Annotated in this window: 22 protein-coding genes; 11 read left to right on the top strand and 11 right to left on the bottom strand. The window is 73.0% G+C overall.

Annotated elements, in window-relative coordinates:
* Position 1: 1 nt before the first annotated feature.
* From J3P32_RS10735 to J3P32_RS10715, 5 genes are all read left to right on the top strand, one after another.
* The gene (locus J3P32_RS10735; RefSeq protein ID WP_210439752.1) at positions 2 to 289 is read left to right on the top strand and encodes a DUF1330 domain-containing protein; all 288 of its coding nucleotides are present in this window, start codon (positions 2 to 4) and stop codon (positions 287 to 289) included.
* A gap of 3 nt (positions 290 to 292) precedes the next feature.
* Entirely contained in the window at positions 293 to 838 is a 546-nt protein-coding gene (locus J3P32_RS10730; RefSeq protein WP_210439751.1) for an RNA 2'-phosphotransferase, read from the top strand.
* 19 nt (positions 839 to 857) lie between these two features.
* Positions 858 to 1,034 (top strand): hypothetical protein, encoded by a 177-nt coding sequence (locus J3P32_RS10725; protein ID WP_210439750.1) that lies wholly within the window; start codon positions 858 to 860, stop codon positions 1,032 to 1,034.
* On the top strand, positions 1,027 to 2,286 hold the full coding sequence (locus tag J3P32_RS10720) for a NupC/NupG family nucleoside CNT transporter (RefSeq protein WP_210439749.1): 1,260 nt from the start codon (positions 1,027 to 1,029) through the stop codon (positions 2,284 to 2,286). Before J3P32_RS10725 ends, J3P32_RS10720 begins: the two co-directional genes overlap by 8 nt.
* 65 nt (positions 2,287 to 2,351) lie before the next feature.
* Positions 2,352 to 2,813: a hypothetical protein gene (locus J3P32_RS10715; RefSeq protein ID WP_210439748.1), complete on the top strand. Its 462-nt coding sequence runs from the start codon at positions 2,352 to 2,354 to the stop codon at positions 2,811 to 2,813.
* Positions 2,814 to 3,058: 245 nt separating this feature from the next.
* Here J3P32_RS10715 and J3P32_RS10710 read toward each other — a convergent pair whose 3' ends face one another.
* Positions 3,059 to 3,472, bottom strand: a complete 414-nt coding sequence (locus J3P32_RS10710) for an ANTAR domain-containing protein (RefSeq protein ID WP_210439747.1) — start codon at positions 3,470 to 3,472, stop codon at positions 3,059 to 3,061.
* A gap of 314 nt (positions 3,473 to 3,786) precedes the next feature.
* Here J3P32_RS10710 and J3P32_RS10705 point away from each other — a divergent pair, with 314 nt between their 5' ends.
* Entirely contained in the window at positions 3,787 to 4,071 is a 285-nt protein-coding gene (locus tag J3P32_RS10705; RefSeq protein WP_210439746.1) for a hypothetical protein, read from the top strand.
* A gap of 186 nt (positions 4,072 to 4,257) precedes the next feature.
* Here J3P32_RS10705 and J3P32_RS10700 read toward each other — a convergent pair whose 3' ends face one another.
* Both J3P32_RS10700 and J3P32_RS10695 read right to left on the bottom strand, forming a co-directional pair.
* The gene (locus J3P32_RS10700; RefSeq protein WP_210439745.1) at positions 4,258 to 4,458 is read right to left on the bottom strand and encodes a hypothetical protein; all 201 of its coding nucleotides are present in this window, start codon (positions 4,456 to 4,458) and stop codon (positions 4,258 to 4,260) included.
* 176 nt (positions 4,459 to 4,634) lie between these two features.
* Positions 4,635 to 6,194 carry an HNH endonuclease signature motif containing protein gene (locus J3P32_RS10695; RefSeq protein ID WP_210439744.1) on the bottom strand — a complete coding sequence of 520 codons (1,560 nt, stop codon included), beginning with the start codon at positions 6,192 to 6,194 and terminating at the stop codon, positions 4,635 to 4,637.
* A gap of 215 nt (positions 6,195 to 6,409) precedes the next feature.
* Between J3P32_RS10695 and J3P32_RS10690 the strand changes: the two genes are divergently transcribed.
* Genes J3P32_RS10690 through J3P32_RS18500 form a run of 3 tightly spaced genes read left to right on the top strand, consistent with a single transcriptional unit; the run spans position 6,410 to position 9,940 of the window.
* Positions 6,410 to 7,765 carry an MFS transporter gene (locus J3P32_RS10690; RefSeq protein ID WP_210439743.1) on the top strand — a complete coding sequence of 452 codons (1,356 nt, stop codon included), beginning with the start codon at positions 6,410 to 6,412 and terminating at the stop codon, positions 7,763 to 7,765.
* Complete coding sequence (locus tag J3P32_RS10685; RefSeq protein ID WP_210439742.1) at positions 7,749 to 8,624, top strand: 1,4-dihydroxy-2-naphthoate polyprenyltransferase; 876 nt, start codon at positions 7,749 to 7,751, stop codon at positions 8,622 to 8,624. The genes J3P32_RS10690 and J3P32_RS10685 overlap by 17 nt, the downstream gene beginning before the upstream one ends.
* 59 nt (positions 8,625 to 8,683) lie before the next feature.
* Complete coding sequence (locus tag J3P32_RS18500) at positions 8,684 to 9,940, top strand: GNAT family N-acetyltransferase (RefSeq protein ID WP_210439741.1); 1,257 nt, start codon at positions 8,684 to 8,686, stop codon at positions 9,938 to 9,940.
* Here the strand turns inward: J3P32_RS18500 and J3P32_RS10675 are convergent.
* Both J3P32_RS10675 and J3P32_RS10670 read right to left on the bottom strand, forming a co-directional pair.
* Positions 9,927 to 11,033, bottom strand: a complete 1,107-nt coding sequence (locus J3P32_RS10675) for a DNA glycosylase AlkZ-like family protein (RefSeq protein ID WP_210439740.1) — start codon at positions 11,031 to 11,033, stop codon at positions 9,927 to 9,929. The genes J3P32_RS18500 and J3P32_RS10675 overlap by 14 nt on opposite strands.
* A gap of 20 nt (positions 11,034 to 11,053) precedes the next feature.
* Entirely contained in the window at positions 11,054 to 11,317 is a 264-nt protein-coding gene (locus tag J3P32_RS10670; RefSeq protein WP_210439739.1) for a DUF4229 domain-containing protein, read from the bottom strand.
* 36 nt (positions 11,318 to 11,353) lie between these two features.
* On the opposite strand from J3P32_RS10670, the gene J3P32_RS10665 reads away from it, so the two are divergent.
* Positions 11,354 to 11,530, top strand: coding sequence for a hypothetical protein (locus J3P32_RS10665; RefSeq protein WP_210439738.1), 177 nt, complete (start codon positions 11,354 to 11,356; stop codon positions 11,528 to 11,530).
* Here J3P32_RS10665 and ccsB read toward each other — a convergent pair.
* The 6 genes from ccsB to hemL form a co-directional block, all read right to left on the bottom strand.
* Positions 11,447 to 12,433 carry a c-type cytochrome biogenesis protein CcsB gene (gene ccsB, locus J3P32_RS10660; RefSeq protein ID WP_210439737.1) on the bottom strand — a complete coding sequence of 329 codons (987 nt, stop codon included), beginning with the start codon at positions 12,431 to 12,433 and terminating at the stop codon, positions 11,447 to 11,449. The genes J3P32_RS10665 and ccsB overlap by 84 nt on opposite strands.
* Positions 12,430 to 14,070: a cytochrome c biogenesis protein ResB gene (gene resB / locus J3P32_RS10655; protein WP_307861657.1), complete on the bottom strand. Its 1,641-nt coding sequence runs from the start codon at positions 14,068 to 14,070 to the stop codon at positions 12,430 to 12,432. Before resB ends, ccsB begins: the two co-directional genes overlap by 4 nt.
* Complete coding sequence (locus J3P32_RS10650) at positions 14,067 to 14,816, bottom strand: cytochrome c biogenesis CcdA family protein (protein ID WP_210439736.1); 750 nt, start codon at positions 14,814 to 14,816, stop codon at positions 14,067 to 14,069. The genes resB and J3P32_RS10650 overlap by 4 nt, the downstream gene beginning before the upstream one ends.
* Positions 14,809 to 15,252, bottom strand: a complete 444-nt coding sequence (locus J3P32_RS17850; protein WP_307807850.1) for a TlpA family protein disulfide reductase — start codon at positions 15,250 to 15,252, stop codon at positions 14,809 to 14,811. The genes J3P32_RS10650 and J3P32_RS17850 overlap by 8 nt, the downstream gene beginning before the upstream one ends.
* Before the next feature lie 137 nt (positions 15,253 to 15,389).
* Positions 15,390 to 16,067 carry a histidine phosphatase family protein gene (locus J3P32_RS10640; RefSeq protein ID WP_210439735.1) on the bottom strand — a complete coding sequence of 226 codons (678 nt, stop codon included), beginning with the start codon at positions 16,065 to 16,067 and terminating at the stop codon, positions 15,390 to 15,392.
* Positions 16,068 to 16,069: 2 nt separating this feature from the next.
* Complete coding sequence (hemL, locus tag J3P32_RS10635; RefSeq protein WP_210439734.1) at positions 16,070 to 17,401, bottom strand: glutamate-1-semialdehyde 2,1-aminomutase; 1,332 nt, start codon at positions 17,399 to 17,401, stop codon at positions 16,070 to 16,072.
* Positions 17,402 to 17,583: 182 nt separating this feature from the next.
* On the opposite strand from hemL, the gene J3P32_RS18210 reads away from it, so the two are divergent.
* On the top strand, positions 17,584 to 18,774 hold the full coding sequence (locus J3P32_RS18210) for a lytic transglycosylase domain-containing protein (protein WP_210439733.1): 1,191 nt from the start codon (positions 17,584 to 17,586) through the stop codon (positions 18,772 to 18,774).
* Positions 18,775 to 18,890 lie beyond the last annotated feature (116 nt).

Raw genomic sequence — 18,890 nt, 5'->3', positions numbered from 1 at the left:
CATGACCGCGTACTGGATCACCACCTACAAGGCCGTCCACGACCCCGACAAGGTGGCGGCCTACGCCGAGCTGGCCGGGCCGGCGCTGCGCGCGGCGGGCGGACGGTTCCTCGTGCGCGGGATGCCCGAGGCCACCTTCGAGAAGGGCGAGGCGACCCGCACGATCGTCATCGAGTTCGCGTCCGTCGAGGCAGCGGTGGCCGCCCACGAGAGCGAGCCCTACCAGGAGGCGCTGCGGGCGCTGGACGGCGGCGCCGACCGCGACATGCGCGTGGTGCCCGGGGCCTGACCCGTGCGGCCCGACGACGTCCGCACCTCGAAGCGGCTGTCGTACGTGCTCCGGCACCGGCCGGACTCCGTCGGCCTGACGCTGGACGCCCACGGCTGGGTGGCCGTCGACGACCTGCTCGCCGCGCTCGCCGCCGCCGGGTCGCCTCTGGCCCGCGCGGACCTCGACCGCGTCGTGGGGACCAACGACAAGCAGCGCTTCGAGGTCGACCGGGCCGGCGACCGGATCAGGGCACGGCAGGGCCACTCCGTCGAGGTCGACCTCGCGCTGACGCCGGCCGACCCGCCGCCCGTGCTCTTCCACGGCACGCCCGCACGGAACCTGCCGTCCGTCCTCGCCACGGGACTCGACCGCCGCGGCCGCCACCACGTGCACCTGTCGGGCGACGTGGACACGGCCCGACGCGTGGGTCGGCGCCGAGGCGATGCCGTGGTGCTCGAGGTGGACGCCGGCGCCATGGTGGGGGCGGGCGCGACGTTCTGGCGCACCGGCAACGGGGTCTGGCTGACCGACCGGGTGCCGCCCGAGCACCTGTCGGTCCACCCGTAGCCCGTGCCATGGTGGGGCCATGGACGCCTACCGGCTCGTCGTCACCGTCGTCGTGATGGTCGCGGTGGTCGCGGTCATCCTGCTGTTCGAGCGCCGGCGCGCCGAGCGCATCGCCCGCGACACCCGCGACCTCGCACGCGGCCTTCCCCCGGAGGACGACCGGGCGGACGGCGACGAGCGGCGCGGCGATGGCTGACCTGCGGGGGATCCTCGGCCTGGCGCTGCTGCTGCTCGTCGCGGTCGCTCTGTCGCGGCACCGGAGGGGCATCTCGTGGCGGACGGTGGGCGTCGCCCTGGCGCTGCAGGTCGGGTTCGCGGCGCTCGTGCTGCGCTGGGGACCGGGCAGGGACGCCCTCGAGTGGTTCTCCGACCGGGTCGCGACGCTGATCGGGTACGCCGACGAGGGCACGGCGTTCGTCTTCGGGCCGCTGCTCGCGGTGGGCGAGGAGAACGAGACCATCTTCGCGCTGCAGGTGCTGCCGGTGATCATCTTCCTCGGCGCGCTGATCGGGCTGCTCTACTACCTGCGCTTCGTCCAGTGGGCCACGTGGCTCCTCGGCGGCGCCCTCGCGCGGCTCCTGGGCGTCAGCAAGGTGGAGTCGATGTACGGCGCGACCGTGATCTTCCTCGGGCAGAGCGAGGCGCCGCTGATGATCGCGCCCTACCTCCGCTCGCTGAGGCGGGGCCAGCTCTTCACGATCATGGCGGCGGGTTTCGCAGCGGCCGCGGGATCGACGCTCGTCGGCTACTCGCTGCTCGGCGCGCCGCTGGAGTACCTGCTGGCGGCGACCGTCATGAACGCCCCTGCCTCGCTGCTGATGGCGAAGGTGATGTGGCCCGACAGCACGCCGGAGGACGACGAGCTCGACGGCGCCACGCCGGTGGACAGCGAGGAGGAGGTCGACGTCCGCTCGGTGCGCGACGAGGAGTCGTCGAACGTCATCGACGCCATCGGTCGCGGCGCCCTGGCCGGGGCCCGGATCGCGGTGACGGTCGGTGGGCTGCTCATCGCCTTCATCGCCCTCATCGCCATGGCCGACGGGATCCTCGCCGCCGTCGGCTCCTGGGTCGGGGTGGACGGCCTCACCTTCGAGCGGCTCCTCGGCTGGTGCCTGGCTCCCCTCGCGTGGCTGCTCGGCGTGCCGTGGTCGGAGGCGGTGCAGGCCGGGTCGTGGATCGGCGAGAAGACCGTGCTCAACGAGTTCGTCGCCTTCGCCAGCTTCGGCCCCGAGGTCGAGAGCCTCTCCCCCGTCACCGTCGCCGTCGTGACCTTCGCGCTCGCCGGCTTCGCGAACTTCAGCTCGATCGCGATCCAGATCGGCACGATCGGGTCACTGCTGCCCGAGCGCCGGGGCGTCGTCGCCCAGCTCGGGCTGCGCGCCCTGCTGGCGGGCGCGCTGGCCAACCTCGCGAACGCGGCGATCGCCGGGGTCGTGATCTCGATCTAGGCGACGAAGGACAGACATCCGCGCTGCGCGGCAGACTTCAGGCACACGATGCGAGGGGGCTGGTGGTGCGCGATCAGGGAGGACGGACGTCGCTCGCAGGATCCGGCTGCCTGGTGCTGGCGCTCAGCGCGTGCGGAAGCGCCACCGGCGGAGCGCCGGGCGACGGCGCCGGCACCGAGACGCCGGTGATAGCAGCGCCCGAGGAGGCGGAGAGCTACCCGACGGCGGAGGTGTCGGGGCTGCTCCACCTCCGGAAGGGGTGCCTGGTCCTGGGCAGCGCCATCGTGTTCTGGCCGCACGGAGCGACATGGGACGCCGACAACAGGACGGTGGTGTTCGACGACGCGCCGCAGCTCGAGGACGCTCCCGCAGCGCAGGTGGGTGCCGTGTTCGACGGCGGTGGTGGCTGGTACCCGCCGGTCGCGGACTTCAGGTCGTGGCGCGGAGAGACGTTCGCCGACCGCATCGAGCGCTGCCAGGAGGCGACGGGCATCCGCGGCGTGGTCTACGCCTACCCGGCTGGGTAGTCGGGTGCCGGCGCAGCGCTGTCGCGGTGCTCTCGGCGGCGGACCACGACTTGCTGGCCCGGGGCCGTAACACTTCAGCGCGCCGGAGCGCTGTCATGGTGGCTGCTCGACTCCCTGCGCCGACCTCCCGCCGGAAAGCAGGGCCCCCCGAGCCGTGCGGCTCGCAGGGCGGCGGCGCGACCTGCAGGCGAGAGGGCGCCGCCGCCCTGTCACGAGCGAAGGCCTTCGGACGGGACGTGCTGGGTCTACCGGGGTGCGGCAGCTTCGGCGATCACTGTCTCCGCGAGGTCCCGCATCCTCTTGTTCGTGCGCTGGCTGGTCTGCTTGAGCACGGCCAGGGCCTCGTCCTGGCCGATGCCGCGGGTGGACATGAGGAATCCGACGGCGGTGCCGATCACGCGGGACGACACCAGCGCGGCCTCGAGCTGGGAGACGTGCTCGCGGGAGAGCACGCCGTCCGCCTGCAGCTCCGCGATGATTTCCCGGTCCACCGCCGCACGTGCCTCGATGTCGTCGACCCGTCGCTCGGTGGCGTCGGCGCGGGCATGCGAGGCATCGGCCCGACCGGTGAGGGTGGCGATGTGGTCCGTGTTCGTCGCCACTTTGCCGACGAGCTCGTCGATCTGCTGCTGGAGGTGCGCGCTGTTGCGGTCAGCCATGGGGACATTGTGGCGCAACGCGGTAGCGGACGGGGTCAACCGCCCGGGGGGCAGCCCGGGAATGCAGCCCGGGCGCCCCGCTTCTTGGAGCGCCCGGGCCTGAGCCGCCCAGGTCTTCCCGGGGTGCCCGAGCAGCCTGCCGGGGCGGTTCCCCTCGTCGTCGATCCGATGCGCAGCGCGCCGCTTGAGATGCAGCCCACAACGGGACAGGGCATGAGCGCACTGGCGACGGGTACGGAGCGGCCCTGCGCCCATCGGCGCACGGGCTCAAGACCATGGGCACGCCATCTTCGCGAGTCACACAGGAGACACCAATGTCGACCACCAACGCCGACACCCGCCCCACCACCACCCGCCGCGTCAGCACCGAGACCAAGTCGTCGTACAAGACCACTGAGCTCATCGCGTACGTCGTCATCGCCGTCGCCGTCCTCGTCGCGGCCGCCGTGACCGACAACAGCGACTTCGGCACCCAGGAGGCGTGGTTCTACGTCACCCTCCTCACCATCGGCTACATGATCAGCCGCGGCCTCGCCAAGTCCGGCAGCCGCGACTTCTACGACGACGACGCCGCGGACCGCGCCGGCGCCAACCGGTGACCCCACTACACCTACGCTCGCTGGGCCAGGTGCTCGGCATGTTGAGCGCCGCTGCAGCCCACGGCGCAGTGCGGCTACTGCCGGCACGAGCCAGGACGTAGCAGTCGACGCCCGTATCCGCCCGACTCCGCCCCCGTGGAGCCGGGCGGATACGTGTTTCCGCCCCGAGCTGCACCAGCACGGGGATCACTGATCCAGGTTCGGGATCCGCTGGATCTCGATCTCGCTGCCGATCCGGCGGGCCGCGTAGATCTCGTCGTGCAGTGCCAGCGTTCCGCGTCGTTCGGCGTCGGTGTGCAGGACGACGCCGTCGCGGGAGAAGACGACGAGCTGTCCTTCCGGGGCATTCATCCGCCGTGCCACCTGCTCGATCTGCGCGCGCGTCAACCGTCTGCTGCGGACCGTCCCATCCGCGGATCTCGTCGTCACCACGGTGCTTCGGCGACGCGCCCGGCACGGATTGACGCAGAACCCGGGACCACACCCGGCAACATCGGCTCGGCCCGTCGCTCGTCGGCAGGTCCGGGCGTGCCGGTGGCCCGATCACCGGGTGGGTGTCGGGCTCAGCGGGGCGGTTGGGGTCGTCGGTGGGGTGGGTCGGTGGTGACGGTGCGTCCGGACGGCAGGGTCCAGTGGTAGGAGCCGTCGGGTCGGCGGTGGTAGGTGAAGTCGGCGAAGGTCTTGGCGCGGTGGTGGCGCCGGCACAGCGGTGCCAGGTTGTCGGGGCGGGTCTGGCCCGGTGGTCCGCCGTCGTGGAGGGGGACGTAGGCGGTGATGTGGTCGAGGTCGCAGCGCTGCGACGGGCGGCCGCAGTGGGGGTAGACGCAGGTGTCGTCGCGCAGTCGGACCGCTTCGGCCATGCGCGCGGGTGGGTCGTGGCGGTCCACCGCGGGAATGGCGGTGGTGTGCGGGTCGAGGTCCAGCACCGGGGTGACGGTGACCTGTCCGGCGGTGAGCAGCCACGACCGCAGCCGGCCCAGGAGCATCGGGCCGAGCCGGTCACACCTCGCCACACCACGGCTGGCGACAGACGCGGCGGCACCGGAGTGGGTGTCGAGGAGGTCGCGGTCGGTGACGTGCACGACCAGCCGCACCTCGCCACCCTCGTTGCCCTGACTGTCTCCGCCGCCGCTGCCGCCGCTGGTGGTGGGGCGTCGGAACGGGGTGGCGGGTTCGTAGGCGGCGTCCTCGGCGACGCAGACCCTGGGATCGTCCATCGGGAGCGGCGGACCATCTGTCTGCGAGACCGGGGCACCTGTCTCCGCGGCCCCGGTCGCCGGCCCGCTGTCGCGTGCCGCGACCGCGGCCACGGTCAGGAGGTCGAGTGCCTTCTGCGGGTCGGCGAGGACCCCGACCGCGTGCGCGCGGCGCACCCCGAGCGCGCCGGGGTGGCCCAGGGAGCGCATCGTGGCGGCCATCGTGGTCACGGTGTGGTCGAACGCGACCGCGTCGGCGGTGTCGAGCGTCATGAACACCGCCGACGTGCCCGGGGCGCCCTCGTCGTGGTGCACCTCGACGCGCCGCGCCGCCAACGCGTGGTCGTGGTCGGCGACCGCCCGGTCCGGGTCGGCGTACAACCGCGCCTCGTGGACCAGCACCGCGATGCGGTGCGGGTTCAACCGCCGCGGCTGCCACACCAGCAGCCGGTCCGCATGCCCCGCCGCCACCACGTCCAGGTCGCGCGAGACCCGCGCCGCCTCCCGCGCCAGCCGCACCGGCACCCGCAGCCCACGGGTCAGCGCCCACAGCCGCGGCAGCCGGTGGGCCAGGTCGAGCACGTCACCCACCAGCGCCAACGCCGCCTCGTGCGACAGGTCCAACGCCGCCGCCAGCTCCACCACCGCGAACTCCGCCACCAGCGGCGTCCCCGCCCCCGCGACCGGCAGCGCCCGCTCCCCGAACAACCCCGCAGCGCTCCCCACCGCCGCGACGGTGTCCGAGCGCCACCCCGCGACCAGGTCGTCATCGGCGTCCGCGGCCAGCACGTGGGCGTGCGCCCACGCCAACGCCGCCTCCACCACCTCCACCTCGGCCCGCCGCCGCAACTCCACCGCCGCCACCGCACGATCCAGCACCGCACGGCTCGAGGGCCGATCAACAGCAGCCGGGGTGGTGGTGGACATGCGTCCAGTCTCCCAGACCTCACCGACATCCTGACCTGCCCGAAGACATCTGTGGAGAACTGTTTTCGAACGTGTTCGCGGTGCGCGGATCGCGACCCACTGGCACGGCGACGAGCCGCTTCCCGCCGACGATCGGACTGCGCGACGACCGAGCCCTACGACGGTCGAGGGAATTGGGAGGACGACCGTCGGTGCCCCGGGAGAGAATGTCGGCGATGATCGCCGCACTGGTCCGCTACGCCACCCCGCCCTCCAGCCTCGCTGGGCGGCTCTCCGTCCAATCGCTGCTCTTCGCCGCAGGCGAGGGGGCCTTCCTCGCCGGTTCGGCCGTCTTCTTCAAGTTCGTCGTCGGGCTGACGCTGGCCGAGGTCGGGCTCGGCCTCACGATCGCCGCGGTCGCGAGCTTCTGCGTCGCGGTGCCGATGGGCAAGCTGGTCGACCGCTTCGGGCCGAAGCGGATGTGGTCGCTGAGCGCGACCGTGCAGAGCGCCCTGTTCCTCGCGTGGCCGTTCGTCGACAGCTTCCCGGAGTACGTCGCCCTCGCAGTGGCGATGGAGGTCGCCGGCACCCTCGGCGGCACCGCCCACGGCGCCTACGTCATCGACGTGCTGCCGCCTGCGGAGCGCGTGGAGTCCCGGGCGTACATGTACTCGGCGCTCAACGTCGGCTTCAGCCTCGGTGCGTTCCTCAGTGGTGGCGCGATCGCGTTCGGCACCGACGTGCTCCGCTGGTCGCCGGTCCTGACCGCCGTCCTCTTCGTCGTCAACGCCGCCGCCATCCTGCGGCTGCCCGACGCGACGCACGACGTCCGGGGCCCCGAGCCGAGGGCGAAGCCGGAGGGCATCCCGGCGATCCGCAACCGCAGCTGGATCGCGGTGACCTTCTTCACCGGGGTCCTCTGGACCAACCAGGTGCTGCTCCACACCGTGATCCCGCTCTGGTTGGTGGCGGAGACCGACGCACCGCGCGTCCTCGTGGCGGTGCTGTTCGCCACGAACACGGTGATGTGCATCGTGCTGCCCCGCCTCACCTCGCGCGGCATCCACGACGTCGACACGGCCCTGCGGGCGGTCCGGATCTCGACCTGCTTCTTCGTCCTCACCTGCCTGATCACCCTCGCGACGCACGAGACGGTGGGCTGGGTGACCATCGCGATGTTCTTCCTCGGGCACGTCGTCCTGACGGTGGCGGAGCTCTTCCTCTCCGCCTCCGGCTGGACCTTCGAGGCCGAGCTGATGGACCCGCGCCGGCGCGGCGACTACCAGGGCGTCTCGGAGCTCGGCAACACGCTCGGCCGGTTCTGGGCGCCCGCCGTCTACGGCCTCCTCGCGATGCACTGGGGTGCCTTCGGCTGGCTGACGATCGCCGCGATCGTCACCGTGGCCGCTGTCGGCCTGCACTCCGCCGCGCACTCCGGACGACGCTTCCTCGAGAGGAACGTCCCCGCCGACGTGCTCGCCGACGCGCGGGTCGGCGGCCCCCACACCGAGGAGGTCGCGACCGCCGGCCCGCCCTCGATCGTCGAGCCCGAGGCGCCACTGCCAGAATCCACCGGTGACCTCCACCGCTGACTGGATCGCCGGCGCCCGGCCGCGCACCCTCCCCGCCGCGGTCGCGCCCGTGCTCGCCGGCACCGGCGTGGCGGCGTACGTCGAGGAGGCCGTCTGGTGGAAGGCGCTGCTGGCCCTCGTGGTCAGCCTCGCGCTCCAGGTCGGGGTCAACTACGCCAACGACTACTCCGACGGCATCCGCGGCACCGACGCCGACCGGGTGGGACCGATGCGCCTCGTCGGCTCGGGGGCAGCGAGCCCCCGCGCGGTGAAGGCGGCTGCCTTCGCCGCCTTCGGGGTGGCCGCCGCAGCCGGCCTGGTCCTCGCCGCGACCACCGCGTGGTGGCTGGTCGCGGTCGGGCTGGTGTGCGTGGTGGCCGCCTGGTACTACACCGGCGGGGACAAGCCCTACGGCTACCTCGGCCTCGGCGAGGTCATGGTCTTCGTGTTCTTCGGCCTCGTCGCGGTCGTCGGGACGACGTACGTCCAGACGCGGACGTGGGAGTGGCCCGCCCTCTACGCCGGCGTCGGCATCGGTGCGCTGGCCTGCGCGATCCTCGTCGCCAACAACCTCCGCGACATCCCCACCGACACGGTGGCCGGCAAGCGCACCCTGGCCGTGCGCCTCGGCGACGAGCGCACCCGCCACCTCTACGCCTTCCTCGTGCTGGTCGCCGCGGCTGCGGTGGTGGCGGTCGGTGCCGCCACCACGTGGTGGGCGCTGGCCGGGCTCGGCTTCCTGGTCCGCGCGGCCGCCCCCGCCCGTGCGGTGCTGGCGGGTGCCGCCGGGCCCGCCCTCGTGCCGGTCCTCGCCGCCACGGGGGCGTCCGAGCTGCTGTGGTCGGTGCTGGTCGCCGTGCCGCTCGTCGTCGCGGGCTGACCCGGCCGCGGCCGGATAACCCGTGGCCGGCGCGGTCCCGCCCTCACTAGCGTGACCGCGTGGACTACGACTTCGCGATCCTCGACTTCTCCGACGACGGCACCGAGGCCGCCGCCCGACGCCGCGGCTGGATCGAGGCGGTCATGCGCGGCTTCCGCGACGACCGGCCCGAGGACGAGATGGTCGAGCGCTGGGTCGCGCACTACCGCACCGACCGCGTGATCGTCCGCGGCGCCTGGCTGCCCGAGGGCGAGTTCGGCGCCGGTCCGATGCCGGTCGCCACGTACGCCAGCTTCGACAAGACCCTCAACGCCGGCCGGGAGCTCCTCCCCCTGCGGATGATCACCGACGTCACCACCAGCCCGGCCCACCGCCGCCGCGGGCTGCTCCGCCGGCTCGTCGAGGACGACCTGGCCGACGCCGTGGCACAGGGCGTGCCGATGGCGGCGCTCACCGCGTCGGAGGCCACGATCTACGGTCGGTGGGGGTTCGGGCCGGCCACCTTCCGGCAGGGCGTCGACGTCGACACGACGACCGGCTTCGCGATGCGCTCGTTCGTCGACCCCGGCCGTGTCGAGCTCGTCGAGCCCGGGACCGCCTGGCGGCACCTGAAGGCGGTGTTCGACGCGTTCCACGCACGGCAGCGCGGCTCGGTCGAGTGGCCCGCGCAGTACGAGGACATCCACACCGGCGCGTACGACTTCACCGCCGGCGGCCCCAACCGCAAGATCCGGGTGGCCGTGCACCTCGACGCCACCGGCACCGTCGACGGCTTCGTCGTCTTCAAGCACGGCGAGAAGGACTCGGTGCGGGTCGAGGAGATGATCGCGCTCGGTCCCGAGGCGCAGCTGGGACTGTGGTCGTTCCTCGCAGGGATGGACCGTGTCACGAAGGTGGGCTTCAACCTCTTCCACCCCGACGACCCGCTCGCATGGGCGCTCACCGACCTCAACCGCGTGAGCACGACCGAGGTGCCGGAGTTCCTCTGGCTCCGCGTCCTCGACGTGCCGCGCGCTCTCGCCGCCCGCCCGTGGGCGGCGGACGGGACGGTCGTCGTGGAGGTGGACGACCCGCAGGGCCACGCGGCGGGCGGCTTCGAGCTGGCGACGTCGGACGGGGTGGCGACGGTGTCCCCCACCGACCGCGCGCCCGACGTCAGCCTCACCGCCGAGACGCTCGGATCGCTCTACCTGAGCGCCGTGCCGGTGCTCCTGCTGCACCGCGCCGGCCGGGTCGCGGGTCAGGACGCCGCCGTACGCCGGTTCGCTGCGATGGCCGACCTGGCCGAGCCGCCCTACAGCCTCACGGGGTTCTGAGCCGCAGCCCGACCCCGAGCAGCGCACCCAGCCGGTCGGCATCGGCCGTCAGGCCCGCGGACGGCGGTGCCGCGACCTCCAGCACGTCGCCGTCGGTGCGCCAGGTCCCGCGCACGACGCCGTCGACGACGACCGGGTTGGCGACGCGCGTCATCGCCGCCCGGTGCTCCGGGGGCACCACCCAGGTGTCCTTGGTGCCCGGGCCCATCACCCAGGCGTCCTTGGCGGGCAGGAGCAGCACCGTCGGCTCGGGAGGCACGGCGGCGAGCTCGTCGGCCTGGTCGGCGAGGACCCAGCGCGGCTCGCCCTCGACGTCGACCTCGGCCAGGTCGCCGTGCAGCTCGTCCCACCAACGGTCGATGCGCCTGCGGCCCGCGCTGAGACCCTCGCCGAGCCAGTAGTGCAGGTGCTCGGGAGCGGCCGGCCCGTAGGCGCCGACGTACTCCCGCACCGCCCGGCGCCCCGCCTCGTCGAGAGGGGGGACGCCTGCCCAGCCGGGTGCGGCCGTCGGGCTCTGCAGGGCCAGCGGGCCGTCGAGCTCGGGTCCCAGGGCGATGTCGCCCTGCCAGGCGAAGGGCTTGAGGAAGGTGTGGTTGGGCTCGGCGAACTCGCGGGCCAGGTGCCCGAAGCGGGCGCTGCCCGCGAGCGCGTCGGCCACCGCCTGCGGCGGCACCGGTCCGCCGGCGACGACCTCGCGGACGGCCGCCCTCAGGTCGGGCCAGTCCTCGGCGCGCAGCCGGTAGTGCTCCACCCAGCTGGCCAGCTCCCACTGCCTCCCGGCCGCGCGCAGCGCGAGGTAGGACCCCGCGGTCTCGGGCGCCATGACCTGCACGGAGCCGCGGAAGGAGAAGGTGCGCAGCAGCCGGCCGTCGCGCAGGGCGCGCTGCACCTCACCCGGCTGCCGCGGCTCGGCGAGCCGACGGCGCACGGCGAGGTCGGGGTCGGACCCGAAGACCGACAGCGCCGCCAGGGTGCGGACGACCTCGCCCGCGTCGCCCGCGCCCGCCGCGCCGGAGGCGCCGGGCACCGACAGGTGCTGTCGCCGCATCCGCCAGGCCAGCGCCTGGCGCCGGGTCACCCGCAGCGTCGCCATGCCGCCGGAGCCGCCTCGCGTCAGTCCGAGTCCTCGCGCGCCTTGCGCTCCTCGAACGCCGCGGAGGCCCGCGCCGCGCGCGCCTCCACGCGCCGGGCGAACGCCTCGCGCTGGCGGTCGAGGAGGAAGTACGACGCGACACCGGAGATGAGGAAGGCGAGGATGACCGACCAGAACAGGTTGTAGCGGCCGTCGAGGAGCAACGCCATGATTCCGACGACGATGGCGAACGCCGCCACGAACAGCACGACCCGCATGAGCGTGTAGACCACGAACTCCTTCACGCCTCCAGCCTAGGGGCCCCCTACTACATTGGAGGAATGCTGAAGGTCCTGCTCGTCGTCGCCTTGATAGCGGTCGTCGTGTGGTTCCTGGTCAAGCTGACGCTGCGGCGCCTGGACGGGGGGACGACGTCACGCCCGCGCGTGATCGGCCCCGACGACGACCCCGACTTCCTGCGCGGTCTCGACCGGCCCCGCGACCCGGAGGACGACTGACCGCTCCTGCTGGGCGCCCTCGGCGTAGGAGTGCTGGCTGGACGAGCTGAAGAAGTTGATGCCGATGAAGTTGAACCACAGCGTCGCGGCACCGACCAGCGCCAGCACCGCGGCGTTGCGCCCGCGCCAGCCCGCCGTCGCGCGGGCGTGCAGGTAGGCGGCGTAGACGACCCAGGTGATGAAGGCCCACACCTCCTTGGGGTCCCAGTTCCAGTAGGCGCCCCACGCCTGGTGGGCCCAGATCGGCCCGGTGATGAGGACGGCGAAGGTCCACACCGGGAAGCCGAAGGCGTGCATCCGGTAGGAGAGCCGGTCGAGGACCTTGGGGTCGGGGACGCGCGCCAGGTAGCCCGTGGTCGCGGTCGAGCGGGCCTTGACCAGGTAGAGCCCGGAGAGCAGCGCCCCGATCGTGAACGCGCCGGTCGAGATCACCGCGGAGACCACGTGGATCACCAGCCACGGCGAGTTGAGGGCGTCCGGCAGCGGCAGCACGGCGTCGTCGAGGCCGAGGAACGCCGCCATCAGCGCGGCCACCACGAAGGTCGTGACGAGCGGTCCGAGCCACTCGACGTCGGTGCGGAGCGCGGCGACCACGAAGATCAGCCCGACCACGAAGGTGCCCGAGATCGTGAACTCGTACATGTTGCCCCACGGCACCCGGTTCGGGTCGGCGGCGAGGCCCCGCGCGACGAGCGCGACGAGGTGGACGACCACGGCGAAGCCCGCCAGCACGAGGCCGAGGCGGCCGGCCACCGCCGTACGGCGGCTGTCGAGCTCCTCGTCCTTCGACACCGACCGCAGCCCGGCCAGCTCGAAGAAGTAGGCGAGCATCGCGAGGAAGTAGAGCACTGCGGCCGCGATGACGCCCTGGTAGCTGAACGTCTCCCACCACTCGTCGGTCATGGCTGCTGCTCCTTCTCGTTGCTGGTGGTCGTGTCGTCGTCCGCGCCCTGCAGCGCGGCCACGACCGCGGCGAGCTCGGCGGCGCCGTCCTCGGGGTCGCCTCCCGACGACCGGTCGAGCCGGGCCACCTCGACGAGCGTGGTGCCGTCGTCCTGGCGCCGCGCGCGCACCCACATCCGGCGCGGGCGCACGAACAGCGAGCCGAGCAGGCCGAGCAGCGCGAGCACCACGCCCGCGAGCGCCACCAGCTTGCCGGGGCTGCGGCTGATCTGGATCTTGTTCCACCGCTCGAGCCCGTCGAAGGTGACGGTCCCCAGACCGTCGGGGAGCTTCGCGGTCTCGCCGGGGCGCAGGTCGAGGCGGAACGGCCGGCCGTCGGCCTCCGTCACCTGGGTCGCGCCGGCCTTGTCGAGGACGTAGACCGACGAGGCGCTGCCGTCGTCGACGCCCAGGTCCCCGGTCCACACGCTCATCGAGATCAGCGGGTCGAGGGCGTCGCCCCAGATCGAGCCGGGCATGCTGAGGTTGCCCTCGGCGTCCTCCCCCATCGCGAACGTCGGGTAGAAGGTGCCCTCGAGGCCGATCTGCTCCGGCCGCGCGAACGGCGCCTTGACCACGCCGAAGGACTCGAAGGTCTGGGCGTTGGTGGGCAGGAAGACGACCGGGCCGCTCTTGGTGACCTCGCCCTCCCCGTCGCGGACGGTGATCACCGGGGCGTAGCCGTGCCCGATGAGGAAGACGTCGGTGCCGCCGATCGTGAGCGGGTGGTTGACCTTGAGGTCGTAGGACTTCGTCCCGCTGCCCGGCTCGGTCTCGTAGGCGAGCTCGGCGACGAACTCGCGCGCCATGCCGGCGCGCTGGCCCTCGGTCAGCCAGTCGACCTGGAAGTCGGTGATGCTGAACGAGAACGGCTCCATCACGTCGGGGTCGAAGAGCGCACCGGGGGCGAAGTCGTCGTACTGGGTGAGGTTGTTGGAGAAGCCGTAGTCCTCGCCGTTGAGCATGATGACGCCGCCCTTGTAGCCGAACAGGCTGCCCGCGGCGACGCCCACCAGCACGACGATGACGGCGAGGTGGAAGACCAGGTTGCCGGCCTCGCGCAGGTAGCCGCGCTCCGCTGCGACGGCACCGTCGTCCGGCTCCACGCGGAACCGTCGGCCCCGCAGCACGTCCGCGGCACGGCCGAGCACGGCCTCGGGGGCGTCGCCGGTGGTGTACGACGCGCTCTCGGGCAGGCGGGACAGGTGGCGGGGGGCCCTCGGCGGCCGGGCCCGCAGCGCGCGGGCGTACACGAGGAGCCGCGGGATGATGCACCCGACCAGCGACACCATGAGCAGCAGGTAGATGGCGGAGAACCACACCGAGCCGTAGACGGAGAACAGGTCGAGCCGGTCCCAGATCGGGGCCAGGCGGGGGTGGTCGTCGCGCCACTGGGACACCGCGAGGGAGTCGATGTCCTCCTGCGGGATCACCGAGCCCGGGATCGCGGCGAAGGCGAGGAGCAGGAGCAGCACGAGAGCCGTCCGCATCGAGGTGAGCTGGCGCCACGTCCAGCGCCCGAGCTCGCGGACGGTGAGGTCGGGGGGCAGTGCGGTGGCCTGGCGGTCGTCGGACGGCCGCTGCTGGAGGTCGGTCACACCGGCACCGTGAATCCCTGGACGACCTGCAGCTGCAGCCACTGCACGATCCGGTCCCACCAGCCGGTGACGAGCAGCAGGCCGACGACGATCATCATCGCGCCGCCGAGCCGGACGACGAGCAGCTGGTGTCGCCGGACGACCGCGAACGCGCCGAGCATGCGGCGGTAGGCGAGCGCCGCGGCGATGAAGGGCAGGCCGAGACCGAGGGCGAACACGGCCGAGAGCAGCGCGCCCCGCCCGGCCGTAGCCTCGTTGACCGACAGGACGTTGATGGCCGCCAGGGTCGGGCCCACGCACGGCGTCCACCCGACTCCGAAGAGGAAGCCGAGCAGCGGTGCGGCGGCGAGCCCGACGGCCGGCACACGGTGGATGCGCCAGTCGCGCTGCAGGAAGCCGAAGGCACCGAGGAACGCCACGCCGAGCAGGATCGTGATGACGCCCAGGACGAGGTTGAGCTGGCGGGTGTGGGTGAACAGCCACGCGCCGGCGGCGCCGGTGAGGCTGCCGAGCAGCACGAAGACGAGGGAGAAGCCGAGGACGAAGAGGGTGGCGCCCAGCACCAGTCGACTGCGGCGCGCCTGGTCGAGGTCGCCGCCGGAGATCCCGGTGGCGTAGGACAGGTAGCCGGGCAGCAGCGGGATCACGCAGGGGCTGAAGAACGAGATGAGCCCGGCGGCGAGGGCCACCGGCAGAGCCAGCACCATCGAGCCGGAGAGAGCCGTCTCCTGGAACCAGTCACTCATCGAGGACCGCCTCCACCAGCGAGACCAGGGTCTGCGTCGTGGGGATGCGCCCGTTGACGGAGGCGGCGATGCGGCCCTCCCCGTCGAGGACGACGGTGCTGGGGATCGAGCGGGGCGTCAGCGTGCCCGCGAACGGCAGCAGCGCCGCGCCGTCGGCGGAGTAGATCGAGGCGTAGGGCACGTCGAGGTCGCGGACGTAGGCCTTGGCGTCGTCGGTGGACGCGTCGCGGATGTTGAGGCCGACGAAGGCCACCTCGTCGCCGAGCTCGGCGGCCGCCGCGTTGAGGTCGGGCTGCTCGACGATGCACGGGGGGCACCACGACGCCCAGACGTTGACGACGACGGGCCGCCCACGCAGCTCGGCGAGGTCGACCTCCTCGCCGTCGAGGTCGGTGCCGGTCAGCTCCACGGGCGCGCCGCGGTCGACCGCCTTCACCTCGGTGGGGACGCCCGTGCCGGTGATGTAGCCCTTGTCACCGGTCCCGGACAGGCTCGAGCAGCCGGCGAGCGCGAGCAGGCAGGCGAGCCCCAGCAGGGGCGCCCCGAGCGGGGCGAGGAGCGTACGGACGAGCTTCAGGGCCGGTCCTCCCGCGGGGCGCCCCCGGCTGAGAACGGGGCGGAGCGGTCGCCCACCGGGATCAGGTCGCCGGCCGGCTCGGAGTAGCGCACCTGCACCACGCGGTCGTCGTCGAAGACCACGCTGGTGAGGGAGCACAGCGTGCACTGCCGGTTCTTGGGGTGGTGGAGGTAGCTGCGCTTCTCCAGGAAGAGCCGCGTCGTCCAGATCGGGAGCTGGTGGGACACGATCACCGCCTCGTGGCCGGCGGCGGCGTCGCGGGCGTCGTGCAGCGCGGCGACCATGCGACCCGCGATCTGGTCGTAGGGCTCCCCCCACGACGGCTTGAACGGGTTGTACATGTGGCGCAGCAGGTCGGGCCGCTTGAGGAACGTCCTCGCGCCGGCGCCGAAGTTGACGCCCTGGAACTTGTTGCCCGACTCGATGACGCGACGGTCGACCTCCGGCGTGAGGCCGAGGCGCTCGGCCAGCGGCGCCAGCGTCTCCCGCGCCCGCTCGAGCGGCGAGGTGCGCAGGTGGACGATGTCGCGGTCGCCGATCGACTCCGCGACGCGCCGCGCCATCTGGTTGCCGAGGTCGGAGAGGTGGAAGCCGTCCATCCGGCCGTAGAGCACGCCTCCGGGGTTGTGCACCTCGCCGTGGCGCAGGAGGTGGACGATCGTCTGCACTGCCATGGTCAGTAACCTCCAGCCGTCGCGGCCGCGAGGGCCGCGGCCGGCAGGGCGTCGATGATGGTCTGGACGGCCCGGTCGTCGTGCGCGGCGGACACGAACCACGCCTCGTACGCGGACGGGGGCAGGTAGACGCCCTGGTCGAGCATCGAGTGGAAGAAGGCGGCGTAGGCCGCGGTGTCCTGCCGGCTGGCCTCGGCGAAGTCGCGCACCGCCCCGTCTCGGAAGAACACCGAGAACATCGTGCCGGCCACCTGCACCACGTGCGGCACGCCGGCGACCTGCAGGTGCTCGGAGACTGCCGCACGGATCGTGTGCGCGGTCGCGTCGAGGTGCGCGTAGACCTCGGGGGTCGCGAGCCGGAGGGTGGCCAGGCCGGCGGTGGTGGCGACCGGGTTCCCGGACAGGGTGCCGGCCTGGTAGACCGGTCCCTCCGGAGCGAGGTGCGCCATCAGGTCCGCGCGGCCGCCGAACGCAGCGGCGGGGAAGCCGCCGCCCATCACCTTGCCGAAGGTCATCAGGTCCGGCGTCCAGCCCTCGACGGCGCCGTCGAGGCCCCACCCGCCCTGCGCCGTGGCGCGGAAGCCCGTCATCACCTCGTCGCTGATGAAGAGGGCGCCGTGGGCGCGGCAGGTCTCGGCGAGGAAGGCGTTGAACCCCGGCGCCGGCGGGACCACACCCATGTTGCCCGGCGAGGCCTCGGTGATTAGGCACGCGATCCGCGGGCCGTGGGTCGCGAACGCGGCCTGGACGGCCTCCCGGTCGTTGTAGGGCAGCACGAGGGTCTCCGCCGCCGCGGTGGCGGGCACCCCGCTCGTGCCGGGCACCGCGAGGGTGGCGACCCCGGAGCCGGCCTCGGCCAGCAGCGGGTCGACGTGACCGTGGTAGCAGCCGGCGAACTTCACGACCAGGTCGCGCCCCGTGGCCCCGCGCGCGAGACGGATCGCCGACATCGTGGCCTCGGTGCCGGAGGAGACGAAGCGCACGCGCTCGACCGGCGTGCGGGCGACGATCTCCTCGGCGAGCTCGACCTCCGGCTCGGTGGGGGTGCCGTACGACGTGCCGCGCGCGACGGCGCCCGCGACGGCCGCCTGCACGTCGGGGTGCGCGTGGCCGAGCAGCATCGGTCCCCACGAGCAGATCAGGTCGACGTAGTCGTTGCCGTCCGCGTCGGTCAGCCAGGCGCCCGAGGCGGAGGTGATGAAGCGGGGCGTGCCACCGACCGCGGTGAAGGCGCGCACCGGCGAGTTCACGCCTCCCGGCGTCACCGCCCGGGCTCGCTCGAACCACGCCTGGCTGGCCGCGGTCGTCGTGGTGGGTGTGGTCGCGGAGGTCACCCGGTCATTGTCCCGCAGGGACGCAAAGGATCCCCAGTCGGCGTGCCAGCGGGGGTCCCGGCTGTGCACTGGCCCACAGGGTGACCGGCGCGTAACTTGGTCGCGGAATCTGTCGTTGTCGAGGTGTCGATGGGCCCGGAGGGGGCATCATGGCACCAGGACGACCAAGGGGAGGGCACGACATGTCGACGGGCCGGCTTCACCGCGCGACCGCCATCATCCCGCTGGCGGTGCTGTCGGCCGCCTGGACGGCGAGCCTCGCCGGCGTGGGCGTCGGCTCGGCGAGCGCCGACTCCGACGGCTCGAAGACCCTCCCCGACGGCACGGTCCTGCCGACGGCCGCGATCGAGGCGCCGGCCACCGTCGGCGACCCCGTGACCCGCGCCGCCGCCCTGACGCCCGGCACGGCGAGCGACATCCCGCAGGCGGCGCTGTCGGCGTACCAGCGTGCCGAGGCCGTCATCAACAAGGCCGACAGGGGCTGCCGGCTGCCGTGGGAGCTCATTGCCGCCATCGGGCGCGTCGAGTCCGACCACGGCCGCTTCGGCGGCAACACCCTCGACGCGCAGGGCGTCGCGCGCCCCGGCATCTACGGCATCGCGCTCAACGGCCGGAACGACACCCAGGACATCGCCGACACCGACGGCGGCCAGTACGACAACGACACCCGGCACGACCGGGCGGTCGGCCCGATGCAGTTCATCCCCTCGACCTGGGCGGTCGTGGGCGTGGACGGCGACAACGACGGCACCCGGAACCCGCAGGACATCGACGACGCCGCGCTCGCCACCGCGGTCTACCTCTGCTCCGGCGAGGACGACCTGTCCACGGAGCAGGGTCAGCGCGCGTCGGTCTACCGCTACAACCACTCCAACGAGTACGTCGACCTCGTGCTGGAGGTCATGCAGGCCTACCTCGACGGCGACTTCAGCGCCGTGCCGACCGCCACGCTGACGACCGGCGTGATCGTCCCTGAGCCGACCGCCTCCGCCACCGGCCGGGGCAACGACGGCGACAAGGGCCGGAAGGGCGGCGACGGCGACAAGGACCGGGACCCCTCGCCGACCAGGAACCCGTCGCCCACCCGGAACCCCACGCCGACGCAGACGCAGACGCAGACCCCCACGCAGACGCAGACCCCCACGCAGACGCCGACCCAGTCGCCGACGAAGAACCCGACGTCGTCGGTGCCGACGCCGTCCGTGCCGACGAGCCTGCCGACGCTCAGCACGACGCTGCCGCCGCTCCCCACCGGGACGATCGGCGCCACGCTCACGTGGGCGCAGGCGCAGGCCCAGTGCCTGGCCTCCGGCGTCTCGGCGCTCGACCTGCCCGCGCTGAACGCCTGCATCGCCGACCTGATGAACCCGTAGCCGTCGGGCTGCGGCCGCCGACCGGCGTGGCCGCCGCTTGCGTCATACGAACCGGCACCTATAGGTGCGGCTTCGTATGACGTCGGGCCGGCGAGCTCCGGTGCGTCATACGAATC

Source organism: Nocardioides xinjiangensis, from assembly GCF_017916385.1.
Classification (GTDB): domain Bacteria; phylum Actinomycetota; class Actinomycetes; order Propionibacteriales; family Nocardioidaceae; genus Nocardioides; species Nocardioides xinjiangensis.
Note: the sequence above shows the minus strand (reverse complement) of the source record. Positions and strands in the feature narration are given on the sequence as shown.

Excerpts from the sequence above, each read along its gene's own strand:
- J3P32_RS10725 (WP_210439750.1), top strand. The coding sequence starts at position 858 with ATGGACGCCTACCGGCTCGTCGTCACCGTCGTCGTGATGGTCGCGGTG.
- J3P32_RS10665 (WP_210439738.1), top strand. The coding sequence starts at position 11,354 with ATGCTGAAGGTCCTGCTCGTCGTCGCCTTGATAGCGGTCGTCGTGTGG.
- J3P32_RS10735 (WP_210439752.1), top strand. The coding sequence starts at position 2 with ATGACCGCGTACTGGATCACCACCTACAAGGCCGTCCACGACCCCGAC.
- J3P32_RS10710 (WP_210439747.1), bottom strand. The coding sequence starts at position 3,472 with ATGGCTGACCGCAACAGCGCGCACCTCCAGCAGCAGATCGACGAGCTC.
- J3P32_RS10695 (WP_210439744.1), bottom strand. The coding sequence starts at position 6,194 with ATGTCCACCACCACCCCGGCTGCTGTTGATCGGCCCTCGAGCCGTGCG.
- J3P32_RS18210 (WP_210439733.1), top strand. The coding sequence starts at position 17,584 with ATGTCGACGGGCCGGCTTCACCGCGCGACCGCCATCATCCCGCTGGCG.
- J3P32_RS10690 (WP_210439743.1), top strand. The coding sequence starts at position 6,410 with ATGATCGCCGCACTGGTCCGCTACGCCACCCCGCCCTCCAGCCTCGCT.
- J3P32_RS10720 (WP_210439749.1), top strand. The coding sequence starts at position 1,027 with ATGGCTGACCTGCGGGGGATCCTCGGCCTGGCGCTGCTGCTGCTCGTC.
- J3P32_RS10640 (WP_210439735.1), bottom strand. The coding sequence starts at position 16,067 with ATGGCAGTGCAGACGATCGTCCACCTCCTGCGCCACGGCGAGGTGCAC.
- J3P32_RS10650 (WP_210439736.1), bottom strand. The coding sequence starts at position 14,816 with ATGAGTGACTGGTTCCAGGAGACGGCTCTCTCCGGCTCGATGGTGCTG.
- J3P32_RS10675 (WP_210439740.1), bottom strand. The coding sequence starts at position 11,033 with ATGGCGACGCTGCGGGTGACCCGGCGCCAGGCGCTGGCCTGGCGGATG.
- J3P32_RS10705 (WP_210439746.1), top strand. The coding sequence starts at position 3,787 with ATGTCGACCACCAACGCCGACACCCGCCCCACCACCACCCGCCGCGTC.
- ccsB (WP_210439737.1), bottom strand. The coding sequence starts at position 12,433 with ATGACCGACGAGTGGTGGGAGACGTTCAGCTACCAGGGCGTCATCGCG.